Source organism: Novosphingobium oxfordense, assembly GCF_044029435.1.
In the GTDB taxonomy this organism is placed as follows: domain Bacteria; phylum Pseudomonadota; class Alphaproteobacteria; order Sphingomonadales; family Sphingomonadaceae; genus Novosphingobium.
Map to the genome: position 1 here is coordinate 3,066,678 of NZ_CP147005.1, position 13,296 is coordinate 3,079,973.

13 protein-coding genes are annotated in these 13,296 nt (G+C 65.7%); 9 read left to right on the forward strand and 4 right to left on the reverse strand.

Annotation, left to right across the window (positions count from 1 at the left end; translation table 11 throughout):
• Positions 1-296 precede the first annotated feature (296 nt).
• On the reverse strand, positions 297-473 hold the full coding sequence (locus WBP07_RS14540; RefSeq protein WP_185928626.1) for a hypothetical protein: 177 nt from the start codon (positions 471-473) through the stop codon (positions 297-299).
• Between the two features lie 167 nt (positions 474-640).
• On the opposite strand from WBP07_RS14540, the gene WBP07_RS14545 reads away from it, so the two are divergent.
• Genes WBP07_RS14545 through metH form a run of 5 tightly spaced genes read left to right on the forward strand, consistent with a single transcriptional unit; the run spans position 641 to position 6,831 of the window.
• A complete protein-coding gene (locus WBP07_RS14545; RefSeq protein WP_395392113.1) occupies positions 641-1,657 on the forward strand; it encodes an ArsR/SmtB family transcription factor in 1,017 nt (338 codons plus the stop codon).
• Complete coding sequence (gene metF, locus WBP07_RS14550) at positions 1,654-2,556, forward strand: methylenetetrahydrofolate reductase [NAD(P)H] (RefSeq protein ID WP_395392115.1); 903 nt, start codon at positions 1,654-1,656, stop codon at positions 2,554-2,556. Before WBP07_RS14545 ends, metF begins: the two co-directional genes overlap by 4 nt.
• The gene (locus tag WBP07_RS14555) at positions 2,556-3,620 is read left to right on the forward strand and encodes a homocysteine S-methyltransferase family protein (RefSeq protein WP_395395800.1); all 1,065 of its coding nucleotides are present in this window, start codon (positions 2,556-2,558) and stop codon (positions 3,618-3,620) included. The genes metF and WBP07_RS14555 overlap by 1 nt, the downstream gene beginning before the upstream one ends.
• A 16-nt stretch (positions 3,621-3,636) precedes the next feature.
• Complete coding sequence (locus WBP07_RS14560) at positions 3,637-4,173, forward strand: GNAT family N-acetyltransferase (protein ID WP_395392117.1); 537 nt, start codon at positions 3,637-3,639, stop codon at positions 4,171-4,173.
• A 33-nt stretch (positions 4,174-4,206) separates the two neighbouring features.
• Positions 4,207-6,831, forward strand: a complete 2,625-nt coding sequence (gene metH, locus WBP07_RS14565; protein ID WP_395392118.1) for a methionine synthase — start codon at positions 4,207-4,209, stop codon at positions 6,829-6,831.
• 14 nt (positions 6,832-6,845) lie between these two features.
• On the opposite strand, the gene WBP07_RS14570 is transcribed toward metH, so the two are convergent.
• Positions 6,846-7,148 carry a hypothetical protein gene (locus WBP07_RS14570; RefSeq protein ID WP_395392120.1) on the reverse strand — a complete coding sequence of 101 codons (303 nt, stop codon included), beginning with the start codon at positions 7,146-7,148 and terminating at the stop codon, positions 6,846-6,848.
• A gap of 275 nt (positions 7,149-7,423) precedes the next feature.
• Here WBP07_RS14570 and WBP07_RS14575 point away from each other — a divergent pair, with 275 nt between their 5' ends.
• On the forward strand, positions 7,424-8,629 hold the full coding sequence (locus WBP07_RS14575; RefSeq protein WP_395392122.1) for a cation:proton antiporter: 1,206 nt from the start codon (positions 7,424-7,426) through the stop codon (positions 8,627-8,629).
• 65 nt (positions 8,630-8,694) lie between these two features.
• Here the strand turns inward: WBP07_RS14575 and WBP07_RS14580 are convergent, their stop codons facing one another.
• On the reverse strand, positions 8,695-9,540 hold the full coding sequence (locus tag WBP07_RS14580; protein WP_395392124.1) for an SDR family NAD(P)-dependent oxidoreductase: 846 nt from the start codon (positions 9,538-9,540) through the stop codon (positions 8,695-8,697).
• A gap of 148 nt (positions 9,541-9,688) precedes the next feature.
• On the opposite strand from WBP07_RS14580, the gene recQ reads away from it, so the two are divergent.
• Positions 9,689-11,476, forward strand: a complete 1,788-nt coding sequence (gene recQ / locus WBP07_RS14585) for a DNA helicase RecQ (RefSeq protein WP_395392126.1) — start codon at positions 9,689-9,691, stop codon at positions 11,474-11,476.
• Positions 11,477-11,497: 21 nt separating this feature from the next.
• Positions 11,498-11,944, forward strand: coding sequence for a YiiD C-terminal domain-containing protein (locus WBP07_RS14590; RefSeq protein WP_395392128.1), 447 nt, complete (start codon positions 11,498-11,500; stop codon positions 11,942-11,944).
• Positions 11,945-12,075: 131 nt separating this feature from the next.
• Here WBP07_RS14590 and WBP07_RS14595 read toward each other — a convergent pair whose 3' ends face one another.
• The gene (locus WBP07_RS14595; protein ID WP_395392129.1) at positions 12,076-12,726 is read right to left on the reverse strand and encodes a glutathione S-transferase family protein; all 651 of its coding nucleotides are present in this window, start codon (positions 12,724-12,726) and stop codon (positions 12,076-12,078) included.
• A 107-nt stretch (positions 12,727-12,833) separates the two neighbouring features.
• Here WBP07_RS14595 and WBP07_RS14600 point away from each other — a divergent pair, with 107 nt between their 5' ends.
• On the forward strand, positions 12,834-13,286 hold the full coding sequence (locus WBP07_RS14600; protein WP_395392131.1) for a YaiI/YqxD family protein: 453 nt from the start codon (positions 12,834-12,836) through the stop codon (positions 13,284-13,286).
• Positions 13,287-13,296: the final 10 nt, after the last annotated feature.

The window sequence follows — 13,296 nt, forward strand, 5'->3', positions numbered from 1 at the left end:
GCAGCGACAGCGCATCCGAATCGCGCATCCTCCACGCGAGAACCCGTCCCGGCAAAATGGCCAGGCCGCTCAGGCGTGATTCGCGAAAGCCGCGCCGACGCGACTGCGACTGCAACTACGGCCGGCACCCGGAAATTCGCCCGGCGCAGGCAATAAAAAACCCTCCCGTCGGGGAGGGCTTTTTCCGTCTTTCAACGGACTTTCCGTTGGTCCCTTGGCTGCTTGCAACCTCGGGCGGAAAGCAACTGGGGGCCGGCGCCTCGCCTGAAACGGCGATTGCCGGGCCCCCGGCCGGATTACTCGGCAGCCGCGGTAGCAGCGTCGGTCGCACCGTCGGTGGTAGCGGCCATGGTCTCTTCGGGAACGGTCTCAACCGATTCCGAAGTGGCGTCTGCGGCGGGCTTGTTGCCACCGCAAGCAGCGAGCGACAGAGCGGCAGCCGACGCGAACGCGGCAAAAGCAATCTTCTTCATGCGAATCCCCTTGCATTGTTTGGCGCACAGGCCAACGCTTGCAGGCAAGCCTGCGGGGCATTCTTTAGACGAGACATTTGTGCAACGCAAATAGGAAGTAAGGGGGCCAAAACCGGCGGAATTCCTCAGGCTTGCACACATATAAAGATATCTTTATATGACCTCCCATGCAAATCGACCCGCTTCTAAGGGCCCTTTCGGAGCCGACGCGCCTGCGGATGATGCGCTTGCTGGCGCATATGGAACTGGCGGTCGGCGAACTGGCGCAAGTGCTGGGGCAGAGCCAGCCGCGCGTTTCCCGTCATATCCGAATCCTGTGCGAAGCCGGCCTTGCCGCGCGGCGCAAAGAAGGCAGCTGGGTATTCCTGCGTAGCGCTATCAAGGAGGGCGGAGAGCCGCCGATGGGCGCTGCCGCCGCGCGCCTGCTGGCGCTTGCCGAGCGTGACGATGCCGCTTTTGCCGCGCGTTGTGCAGAAGATCGCCGGCAGTTGGCCGCCATTCGCGATGCGCGCGAGGCGAATGCGCAGGCCTACTTCGCCCGCCATGCAGAGGAGTGGGACACGCTGCGTCAGCTCATCGGTGCGGATGGGCCGGTCGAAACCGCGCTGCTGTCCGCTCTGGGCCGCAACAAGCTGGGCGCGCTGCTTGACGTCGGCACCGGCACCGGCCGCATTGCCGAGCTTCTGGCAGGTAAATCCAGCCACGTGACCGCGCTCGACAAGAGCCCCGAAATGTTGCGCATTGCGCGCGCACGCTTGCAATCTTTGCCACCGGAGCGGCTCTCGCTGGTGCAGGGCGACTTTACCGCCCTGCCCTTCGCCGACGGCGCGTTCGACACGCTGATGTTCCACCAGGTGCTGCACTATGCGCAGGAGCCGGCCACGGTTCTGGCCGAAGCCGCGCGCGTCACCCGCAAGGACGGGCGAATCGCCGTGGTCGATCTTGCCGCGCACGAGCGCGAGGACTTGCGTGAGCGCCACGCGCACGCGCGCCTTGGTTTCGCCGACGATCAGATGGCCGCGCTGCTGGAGGATGCGGGCTTCACGCCCGATGCCCCGGTCACGCTGCCCGGCGATCCGCTGACGGTTAAAATTTGGACAGCCCGCCGCACCGACCAGCCGGCACCGCAAACGACCGCCGCAAACGACACCGAATCCAACGACAGAAAGACTGCGACCTCATGACGTCTGCTCAACGACCGACCCACACCCCCGCATTCGGGTGTCTGTCGGGCGACATTTCCGTCTCCTTCGAATTCTTCCCACCCAAGACGGAGAAGATGGAGGAGCAGCTTTGGGACGCGATCACCCAGCTTGCCCCGCTGGCCCCCTCGTTCGTCTCAGTGACGTACGGCGCCGGCGGCTCCACGCGTGAGCGTACGCATTCGACCGTCGCCCGCCTGGTGCGCGAGACCAGCCTCGTCCCCGCTGCGCACCTGACCTGCGTGGGCGCCACCAAGGGCGAGATCGACGAGATCGTCGATCAATACTGGGAAGCCGGCGTGCGCCACATCGTCGCCCTGCGCGGCGATCCGCCGCCGAGCCAGGGCGGCGTCTTCACCCCGCATCCCGATGGCTATGCCAGCGCCGCCGATCTGGTGGCAGGCGTGAAGGCCCGGCACGATTTCGACATTTCCGTGGCGGCCTATCCCGAAGTCCACCCGGAAGCGCTCAGCGCCCAGAGCGATCTGGACAACCTGAAGCGCAAGATCGACGCTGGCGCCAACCGCGCGATCACACAGTTCTTCTTCTCCGAAGAGGCCTATTTCCGCTTTCTCGACAAGGCGCTGGCCGCCGGGATCAGCGCACCGATCCTGCCCGGTATCATGCCGGTGACCAGCTTCGCCGCGATCCGCCGCATGTCCGGCAACACCGAGATTCCGACATGGCTGGAAGCCATGTTCGAAGGCCTTGACGAGCGCCCCGGTCCGCGCGCACTGGTCGCCGCGGTTGCCGCCGCCGACTTGTGCCGAGGCCTTTATGAAGGCGGCGTTCGCGATTTTCATTTCTACACCCTCAACCGTGCTGAGCAGGCCTATGCGATCTGCCAGCTGCTCGGGCTGAGGCCGAAGGAGAGCGCATGATGAGCGCGCGTGACAAATTCCTAGCCGAGGCGGCCAAGCGCATCCTCGTCACCGACGGCGCTTTCGGTACCGAGATCCAGAATTGGAAGCTCTCGGAAGCCGACTATGCCGGCAGCCTTGGCCTCGGCCATGAGCAGAAGGGCAACAACGACATCCTCGCGCTGACCAAGCCCGAGGTGCCGGAAGCGATTCACCGTGCCTACTTCGAAGCCGGTGCGGATATTGCCGAGACCAACACCTTCTCGGCCAACCGCATCAGCCAGGCCGATTACGGTGCCGAGCATCTGGTTCGTGAGATCAACGTCGAATCGGCCAAGCTCGCCCGCCGTCTGGCTGATGAATTCGAGGCGAAAGATGCCAAGAATGGAATAATCAGGCCGCGCTTTGTTGCCGGTGCCATCGGGCCGACCAACAAGACGCTCTCGCTCAGCCCCGACGTCAACGATCCCGGCTATCGCGAGATCGACTGGGACACACTGGTCGATGTCTACAAGGAACAGGCCGCTGCCCTTGTCGAAGGCGGCGCCGACTTCATCCTGATCGAGACGGTGTTCGACACGCTGAACGCCAAGGCCGGCGTCATGGCCGTGCGCCAGCTTGAGGACGAGCTGGGCCGCGAAGTGCCGATCATGCTGTCGATGACGCTGACCGACCTTTCGGGCCGCAACCTCTCCGGCCACACGGTGGAAGCGTTCTGGTACGCGGTGCGCCATGCCAAGCCGCTTACCATCGGCCTGAACTGCTCGTTCGGTGCCACCCAGCTGCGCCCGCATGTGAAGACGCTGTCGGAAATCGCCGACACCCTGATCATGATCTATCCCAACGCCGGCCTGCCCAACGAGCTGGGCGCCTATGACGAAATGCCCGAGACGACCGCGGGCTTCGTCGGCGAATGGGCCGTGGCCGGTCAGGTCAATGCTCTGGGCGGCTGCTGCGGTTCCACCCCGGCACATATCGGCGCCATCGCCAGGAAGGTTGCCGGCATGGCGCCACGCCCCGTTCCGTCGCTGAAGCCGGAAACCCGGCTGGCCGGCCTCGAACCCTTCGCGGTTCCGGCAGACTGAGGCGGGGCGGCCGATCATGAACGACATACCCCTCTGGCGCATCCGGCAGGCCGGGCCCGACGATGCCGATGCGCTGGCGCTCGTCGGCGCGGCAACCTTCCTCGAAGCCTTCGCAGGCGCCGTGGACGGTGCCGGCATCATCGAGCATTGCCGCATCGCCCACTCGGCCGACACCTACCGCGCCTATTTCGCCAAGGGCGCAAAGGCGTGGCTGGCGGAAGTGAAGCCGGGCGATGCGCCGGTGGGGTATGCGATGATCTGCACACCCGAACTCGAACAGGCGGAAGCCGGCGATCTGGAGCTGAAGCGCATCTACCTGCTCTCCCGCTTCCAGGGTTCGCTGATGTCCGGCACGCTGATGCGCACGGTGGTGGAGGCGGCCGAAGGGCACAAGCGCCTGCTGCTGGGCGTGAAGGACGACAACCTGCGCGCCCTCGCCTTCTATGCCAAGCACGGCTTCGAACAGATCGGCACCCGCCGGTTCGATGTGGGCGGCAAGACTTACGACGACCTCGTGCTGGCCCGCTCGCTCGTGCCCGCGGCCGCCCGTTGATCCGGGCCCAATAATTCAAAATCGGAAACACCCATGACCTCGACTGCTTCCGGCGCCCGTTTCGTCAACATCGGCGAGCGCACCAACGTCACCGGCTCGGCCAAGTTCAAGAAGCTCATCATGGCCGGCGACTATCCCGCCGCCATCGAGGTTGCCCGCCAGCAGGTGGAAAACGGCGCGCAGGTGATCGACGTCAACATGGACGAAGGTCTGCTCGACGCGGTCGAGGCGATGACCACCTACCTCAAGCTGATCGCTGCCGAGCCTGACATCGCGCGCGTGCCGGTGATGGTGGACAGTTCCAAGTGGGACGTGATCGAGGCCGGCCTGAAGTGCGTGTCCGGCAAGCCGATCGTCAATTCGATCTCGATGAAGGAAGGCGTGGAGCCGTTCCTGGCCCAGGCGCGCAAGTGCATGGCCTATGGCGCCGCCGTGGTCGTGATGGCCTTCGACGAAACCGGGCAGGCGGACACCAAGCAGCGCAAGATCGAGATCTGCACGCGCGCCTATGAACTGCTGACCGGCATCGGCTTCCCGCCCGAGGATATCATCTTCGACGCCAACGTCTTCGCCGTCGCCACCGGCATCGAGGAGCATGACCGCTACGGCCTGGACTTCATCGAGGCAGTGGCCGCGATCAAGGCGGCCTGCCCGCACGTCCACTTCTCCGGCGGCCTCTCCAACCTCTCGTTCTCGTTCCGCGGCAACGAGCCGGTGCGCCGCGCGATGCACTCGGTCTTCCTCTACCACGCGATCCCCGCCGGGCTCGACATGGCGATCGTCAACGCCGGCCAGCTCGACGTCTACGACCAGATCGACCCTGCCCTGCGCGAAGCGTGCGAAGACGTCATCATGATGCGCCGCCCCGGCATGGACGCGGACGGCAAGACCTCCACAGAGCGGCTGATCGAACTGGCCGAGGGCTTCAAGGGCAAGGACGCCGTCGCCGAAAAGGCGGCCGAGGAATGGCGCGGCTGGGACGTGGTGAAGCGCATCGAACATGCGCTGGTGCGCGGCATCGATGCCTATGTGGTGGAGGATACCGAGGAAGCCCGCGCCGCCATCGCCGCACGCGGCGGCCGCCCGATCGAAGTGATCGAAGGCCCGCTGATGGGCGGCATGAACGTGGTGGGTGACCTGTTCGGCAGCGGCAAGATGTTCCTGCCGCAAGTCGTGAAGTCCGCGCGCGTGATGAAGAAGGCCGTCGCCCACCTGATCCCCTTCATCGAAGCGGAAAAGGACGCCAAGACCAAGGCGAAGGGCCGCATCATCATGGCCACCGTCAAGGGCGACGTCCATGACATCGGCAAGAACATCGTCGGCGTCGTGCTCCAGTGCAATGGCTACGAAGTGATCGACCTTGGCGTCATGGTGCCGTGGAGCAAGATCCTCGAATCCGCGAACGAGAACGAGGCGGATATCATCGGCCTCTCGGGCCTGATCACCCCCTCGCTGGACGAAATGGTGACCGTGGCCGAGGAAATGCAGCGCGCGGAAATGAAGATCCCGCTGCTGATCGGCGGCGCCACCACTTCGAAGGTCCACACCGCGCTGCGCATCGATCCAGCCTACCAGGGCCCGGTCGTCCACGTGCTCGACGCCAGCCGCGCGGTCGGCGTCGCCTCGCAGCTGCTGTCCGACACGCAGTCGGTGCCGTTCGTCTCCTCGGTGGCGGATGAGTACGAAAAGGTGCGCATTGCACGCGAAGGCAAGGGCCAGAGCGAACTGCTGCCCATCGTCGACGCCCGCGCCAACGCCTTCGCACCGGACTTCACGGCCAAGCCCAAGGCACCCCTGCAGCCCGGCCTCCATGTGTTCGAGGACTGGGACCTCAACGAACTGGTCGAAACGTTCGACTGGACGCCGTTCTTCCGCGCCTGGGAACTGGCGGGCACCTACCCGGCCATTCTGGATGACGAGATCGTGGGCGAAAGCGCGCGCAACCTCTTCGCCGATGCGCAGGCGATGCTGGCGAAGATCGTCGAGGAAAAGTGGCTTACCGCCAAGGGCGTCTGCGCCTTCTGGCCGGCGCACCGCGACGGGGACGACATCCTCCTCGAAGACGGCACGCGCCTGCCCTTCCTGCGCCAGCAGTTCAAGAAGAGCCGTGGCCGTGCGAACTTCTGCCTGTCCGACTTCCTCGATACCGAAAACGACTGGCTGGGCGGCTTCGCGGTGGGCATCCACGGCACCGAGCCGCATCTGGAACGCTTCCAGGCCGCGCATGACGACTATTCGGACATTCTGCTGAAGGCGCTGGCCGACCGCTTTGCCGAAGCCTTTGCGGAACGTCTGCACCAGCACGTGCGCACCACGCTCTGGGGTTATGCGCCGGACGAGCAGTTCACCAATCATGCGCTGATCCGTGAGGAATATCGCGGCATCCGCCCGGCTCCCGGCTATCCGGCCTGCCCGGACCATTCGCTGAAGCCGATCCTGTTCGATCTGCTCAAGGCTTCCGACAACGCCGGAATCGTCCTGACCGAAAGCCAGGCCATGCTGCCGACGGCGGCGGTCTCCGGCTTCTACTTCGGCCACCCGGACAGCCAGTATTTCGGCGTCGCCCGGATCGGCCGCGATCAGCTGGAGGACTATGCCGGCCGTCGCGGCGTGGACCTTGCCACTGCCGAGCGTTGGCTGCGCCCGAATCTCGATTGATCGCCGCGTGCCGGTCAGTGCGCCTTGACGCGTGCTGGCCGGCCGCCCAGCCAACAGGCGCGATGGCGCAGATAGGCTTCGCTGACGGCGGGGCCCTCTGTTCCCGACAGCAGGTCGAGCGCCGCGTCCAGCCCATGCCGCGCCAACCGATCGACCACGACGCCTTCGTCATGCCCCATCTCGCGCGCCAGCATCTTGAGGACGCGCGCGGTATCGACGAATTCCAACTCGCTCAGCATCGCCGCGCGGCATTCGTTCGGGCTGGCGCCCAGCGTGGCTTCAAGGCTGGCAGGCGCATCGTGCAAGTACCGTCCCATAACAGGCTCTCCCATAGGTAGTGCGGACCTAAAATCGTTTGTATCCGCCGCCCGACTTCAAGTACCCGGATGAGTGCAGACGCGCCGCTAAGTCCGTTCTGTGTAAAAATGCGCAAAGCCTAAACATCTGCGATCAACGGAATTTCGCAGGCATCGGCGCATGATCTTGAAAAGGCTTCCACAAGTCCGGCGGGCGGAGCCTTGTACCCCCATTGCGAAAGCATCGCCGCCACGTCATGCATTCGCCCAAAGAACCATGGGGGAAGACGGGCGCAATGGGCCTGACTGAAATCTATCTGATCGCGCTGACGGTGATTCTCGCGGCGCCCTATCTGGTCTGGCGCCTGCTGCGCACCGAGCACTGGGCCCCGCTGGTGGTGGTGCAGATCATCGGCGGCATCCTGCTCGGGCCCGGCGTGCTGGGGCGCGCTGCACCCGATTTTCACGCCTTCGTCTTCAATCCGCAGGTCATGACCGCGCTGAACGGCGTGGCCTGGTGGGCGGTGATGATGTTCGTGTTCGTCGCCGGTGTGGAACTGGACCTTTCGAACGCGTGGAAGCGGCGTGGCGAAACCAGCCTGACCGCCGCCTGCGCGCTGCTGACCCCGCTGCTGTTCGGCGCGGCGGCGGCAGCCGTCCTGCTCCGCTCGCCGGGCTGGATCGGACCGAACGGCAGCTATCCGCAGGCGGTATTGGGCGTCGGCATGGCCTGCGCGGTGACCGCATTGCCGATCCTGGTGCTGTTGATGGAAAAGCTGGAGATCTTCCGCACGCCCTTCGGCCAGCGCCTGCTGCGCTATGCCAGCCTGGACGACGTGGCGATCTGGGGTGTGCTGGCGCTGATCCTGGTCGATTGGGAGCGGGTCAGCCGGCAGGGCATATTCCTGGTCGGCTTCGCGATCGCCTCCTTCGTCATCCGAGCGCTGTTCAAGCGCATCAACGAGATGGACCGCTGGTACGTCTCGCTGATCTGGTTGGCGGCCGTGGGCTTCGCGGCGGACTGGTCGGGCCTGCACTTCATGGTCGGCGCGTTCCTGGCCGGCGTGGTGCTCGACGCGCACTGGTTCACGCGCGAAAAGCTGGACGGATTCCGCGAATTCCTGCTGCTGACGGTGATGCCGGTGTTCTTCCTCAGCACCGGCCTGCGCACCAATTGGGGCGCCGGTAGCTTGAATGGGGGCGGTATCGCCGTGATCGGCGCGGCGTTGCTGTTCCTGGTCGCTTCGGTGGTCGGCAAGCTGGCCGGCGTGCACCTCGCCGGGAAGCTGCTGCGCTGGAAGAAGGGCGAAGCCTCGGTGATCGGCTGGATGCTTCAGACCAAGGCGCTGATCATGATCATCTTCGTCAACGTGCTGCTCGACAAGAAGATCATCACGGCGGAGACTTTCACCGCGCTGCTGCTGATGGCGGTGATGAGCACCATGCTGACGGTGCCGATCGTCAAGCCGCGCCTCGCCAAGATCGATTTCAACGAGGGCTGATCAAAGCCGCTGCATGATCGAGGCCGCGTCCGGAACATCCCCGGACGCGGCCTCTTCCTTTTCCGTCAGGCGCCCGGCCGCCCGGCCAGCGCCTCCGCCGCCGTCCAGAACGATTCGACGAAGGCGGGATCCTCCACCAGCGGGTTGGGCTTGCGCGGTGCGCGCTCATACCAGTAGCCGCCGCTGGACTGCCCCGGCTCCGCCGCGCTCGCCAGCCAGATCACCGTATCGGCGCCCTGCTCCGTGGTCAGCTTCGGCGCATCGCCATAAGCGGCCTGCACGCTGTCCGGCGTGTGCGTAAAGAAGTTGCTGCCCACGGTGCCGGGATGGACCGAGTGGGCGACGATTCCGTCCGCCGCCAGTCGCGGCGCCAGCGCGCGGGCATGCAGCACATTGGCCAGCTTGCCGCTGCAATAGGCGGCACCCGGGCTCCAGTTGCCCAGGTTCTGCAGGTCGCCAAGATCGATGCCGGGGATCATCTCGCTACCATCGGACGCGGTGTTGACGATGCGCACGCTCCCCTCGGGCGCGTCCGCCGCCGCGTTGCGCAGCAGCGGCAGCAGCCGCGCCGTAAGGGCAAAGGGCGCCAGGAAGTTGGCGACATAGTTCGCCTCGAACCCTTCGGTGGTCATCGTCTTCTCGCGCGCCATGCCGCCGGCATTGTTCACCAGCACATCGATGCGATCCACTTTGCCGCCGATTTCTTCCGCCAGCCGGTCCGCTTCCGCCAGCAGAGAAAGATCGCCGCGCAGCATCTCCACGCCCGTGCCCAGTTCGGCCTGCGCCGCGTCGCACCGCGCGGCATCGCGGCCCACGCCGATCACCCGAAAACCCTGCGCCGCCAGCGCGCGCGCCGTTTCCAGCCCGATCCCCGAACTCGCCCCCGTCACCACCGCCACGCGCTGGGTCATGCTTACCTCTCCTAGGCCTGCAACTTGCTGTTTCTGCCGTGAACTCGACTACCGCGCCGGCAAAACCGCAAGCGGAACGGGCGGAATCGGAGGAAATCATCGGCCAAGCGGTTTTCAGCCACCCCCTGCCTCTGCCATAAGCCCGGCCGTGCCTGCTGCCGATCTTCTGCCAAATGCCCTCGAAGCGCTTCATGCCACTTTCGGCTTTTCCGCGTTTCGCGGCGTGCAGGAGGATGTCGTCACCCGCGTGCTGGAGGGCCGCTCGACTCTGGCGGTGATGCCCACCGGCGCCGGTAAGTCGCTCACCTACCAGCTTCCCGCCGTCATGCTGGAAGGGACTTGCGTGGTCGTCTCGCCGCTGATCGCGCTGATGCACGACCAGCTTCGCTCGGCCACGGCCAACGGCATCCGCGCTGCCACGCTGACCAGCGCCGATGCCGATCGCGGCCAGACGATGGACCGCTTCCGCGCGGGCGAGCTGGACTTGCTCTACATCGCGCCCGAACGCGCCAGCCAACCCTATTTCCGCGAACTGCTGGAACAGTCGCGCGTCGCCCTTTTCGCCATCGACGAGGCGCATTGCGTTTCCGAATGGGGGCACGATTTCCGGCCGGACTACCGGCTGCTGAAGCCGCTCCTCGATGCCTTCCCCACCGTCCCGCGCCTGGCGCTGACGGCGACGGCGGACCATCACACCCGGTCCGACATCCTCGCCCAGCTCGGCATTCCGGACGAAGGGCTGATCGTCGCCGGGTTCGACCGGCCGAACATCCGCTACGCCATCCGCCCGCGCGAAACCGCGATGCGGCAGTTGAAGGCGGTGATGGACGAGAACCCCGGCCCCGGCATCGTCTACGCCCCCACCCGCGCCCGTGTCGAGCAACTGGCCGAAACCCTTGCCTCCGCCACCGGCCGCCGCGTGCTGCCCTATCACGCCGGGCTCGATCCCGAAGTGCGCGCGCGCAATCAGGCCGCCTTCGTCGCCTCCGAAGACATGGTGATGGTGGCCACGGTCGCCTTCGGCATGGGCATCGACAAGCCCGACGTGCGCTTCGTTGCCCATGCCGGCATCCCCAAGTCGATCGAGGCCTATTATCAGGAAACCGGCCGCGCCGGGCGTGACGGCGACCCCTCGGTCGCGGTGATGTTCTGGGGGGCGGACGACTTCGCCCGCGCCCGCCAGCGCCTGTCCGAAGTCGATCCCAGCCGCCAGCAGAGCGAGCGCCAGCGGCTGGATTCGCTGGCCGCGCTGGTCGAAACCGCCGAATGCCGCCGCGCGGTGCTGCTGCGCCATTTCGGCGAGACGCCCGCGCAGACCTGCGGCAATTGCGACAACTGCCTTGAACCGGCAGGCGTGGTCGACGTGACCGAACTGGCGCGCAAGCTGCTCTCGGCCGTGTACCGGACCGGGCAGAGCTATGGCCTGGGCCATCTCGAAAAGGTGCTCTGCGGGATCAGCGACGACCGCGTGCTGCAACGCGGGCACGATCAGCTTTCGGTCTTCGGCATCCTGACCGAGGATGAAAAGCCGCTGCTGAAATCGCTCGCCCGCGCGCTGCAGGCGCGGGGCAGCCTGCTGCCCACCGAACATGGCGGCCTGTCGCTGGGCGGTGATGCACGCGCGATCCTGAAAGGCGAAGCGGCCGTCGCCATCGTCGTGCCGCCCAAGCGTGAGAAGAAGCGCCGGGGCGGATCAAGCGACAGTGGCGCCAACCCTGTCGGCCATCCGCTATTCGAGGCTCTGCGCGCGCTGCGCCGCGATCTGGCGCAGCAGGCCGGGGTGCCGCCCTACGTCATCTTCCACGACGCCACCTTGCGCGAGATGGCCAATGCCCGCCCCGCCTCGCTGGCCGAAATGGGCGAGATCGGCGGCGTCGGCGCCCGCAAGCTGGAAGCCTATGGCGAGGAATTCCTGGCGGTGATCCGCCAGCACTGAACCTTTCGCAGAGGACCGTCGATGAATCGGGAACGCGAACTGGAAGCCTATCTCCATCGGCAGATTCCGCTGTCGGCGGCCATGCAAGTTTCGGTCATGTCCGCCGAACCGGGCGCCGTGGTCCTTGCCGCGCCGCTGGAACCGAACATCAACCACAAGCACACCGTGTTCGGCGGCAGCGCTTCGGCCGTCGCGATCCTGGCGGCATGGGCCGTGGTCCATACCCGGCTGGCGGATGAAGGATTGGGCAGCGAAGTGGTGATCCAGTCCAACCACATGGATTACGATCTGCCGATAGAGGGCCCCTTCACCGCGCGCGGCTTCCTGCCCGATCCCGCCACATGGAGCACCTTCACGAAGACCCTGGCCCGGATGAAGCGCGCCCGGATCGAAGTACATTCCGAATTGTCGCGCGATGGTGCCGTCGCCGGCCGGCTCAGCGGGCGCTTCGTTGCGTTCCTGCGCTAGGGCGTAAACTCATAAACGGCACCATCGCCGCGGCAGGAAGTCTTGAAATATCGACATATTCCGGCGCCTTCCTTCCGGGCGCCGAACCATTTTGCCTCAAACATCGATGGTGCCATGTATGAGCTTACGCGCTAGTTCCCCGCGCTGTCGTTGAACACGGCCAACTGGGCGGCAAAGGCTCGCTGGAACGCCGGGCGCGCCTCACCGCGTGCCACATAGGCCAGCAGGTTGCGGTCCCCCTCCAGCAATTCCGATCCCGCCAGCCGGCGCAGCACCTGAATCATCATCAGGTCCCCAGCGCTGAACGCCCCGTCCAGCCATTCGGCATCGCCCAGCCGCGCAGACAGGTCCGCCAGCCGGGTGCGGATACGATCCTCCAGCAGCCGCAAGCGCTGCTCGTGCCAAATTTCCTGCCGCTCCAGGATCAAGGCCATCGATCGGTCCATGATCGGCGGCTCGATCGTGCTCAGTGCCGCGAACATCCACATCACCGCCCGCGCCCGGCCATCGGCATCGTTCGGCAGCAGGCCCGCGTGGCCCTGCGCGATGTAGAGAACGATGGCGCCGGATTCGAACAGGGCCAGTTCGCCCTCCCGGTACGTGGGAATCTGGCCAAAGGGCTGAAGCGTCCGGTAGACGGGCTGCTTCATCTCCGCGAACGAGACCAGCTCAACCTCGTAAGGCTGGCCCACTTCCTCCAGCGCCCAGCGGACCGGCATGTCCCGCGCCAGCCCCCGGCCGCGATCGGGCGATTGAGCGAAAGCGGTAATGACAGGGGGCATCGGCATAACTCCCGTTCGCGGCGCATGATGTCCTGCAAGGCCATGGTTCGGCAACAGGAAACCGCAATGCGGTTCGCCAAGTCCCTGCCTTGACGTTATGGAGCGGCATGATCCGCATTTTGATCGACGCAGACGCCTGCCCCGTGAAGGACGAAACCTACCGCGTCGCCGCGCGCTACAAGGTGCCGGTGGTGGTCGTCAGCAACAGCCCGATCCGCGTGCCGCAGGACCCGCTGATCTCGCGCAAGCTGGTCGGCGACGCCTTCGATGCCGCCGACGACTGGATCGTCGAGAATACCGCGCCCGGCACCGTGGTCATCACCGCCGATATCCTGCTGGCGGATCGCTGCCTGAAATTGGGCGCCGAAGTCGTCGCCCCGAACGGCAAGCCTTTCACCACGGCCTCGATCGGCGGCGCCATCGCCACTCGCGCGATCATGGCCGACTTGCGCGCCGGTGGCGACGTCATCGGCGGGCCGCCGCCGTTCAGCAAGCAGGACCGTTCGCGGTTTCTCTCAAGTCTCGATCAGGTGCTGGTGAAACTTCGGCGGCAGGGCTGATGCCCGGATA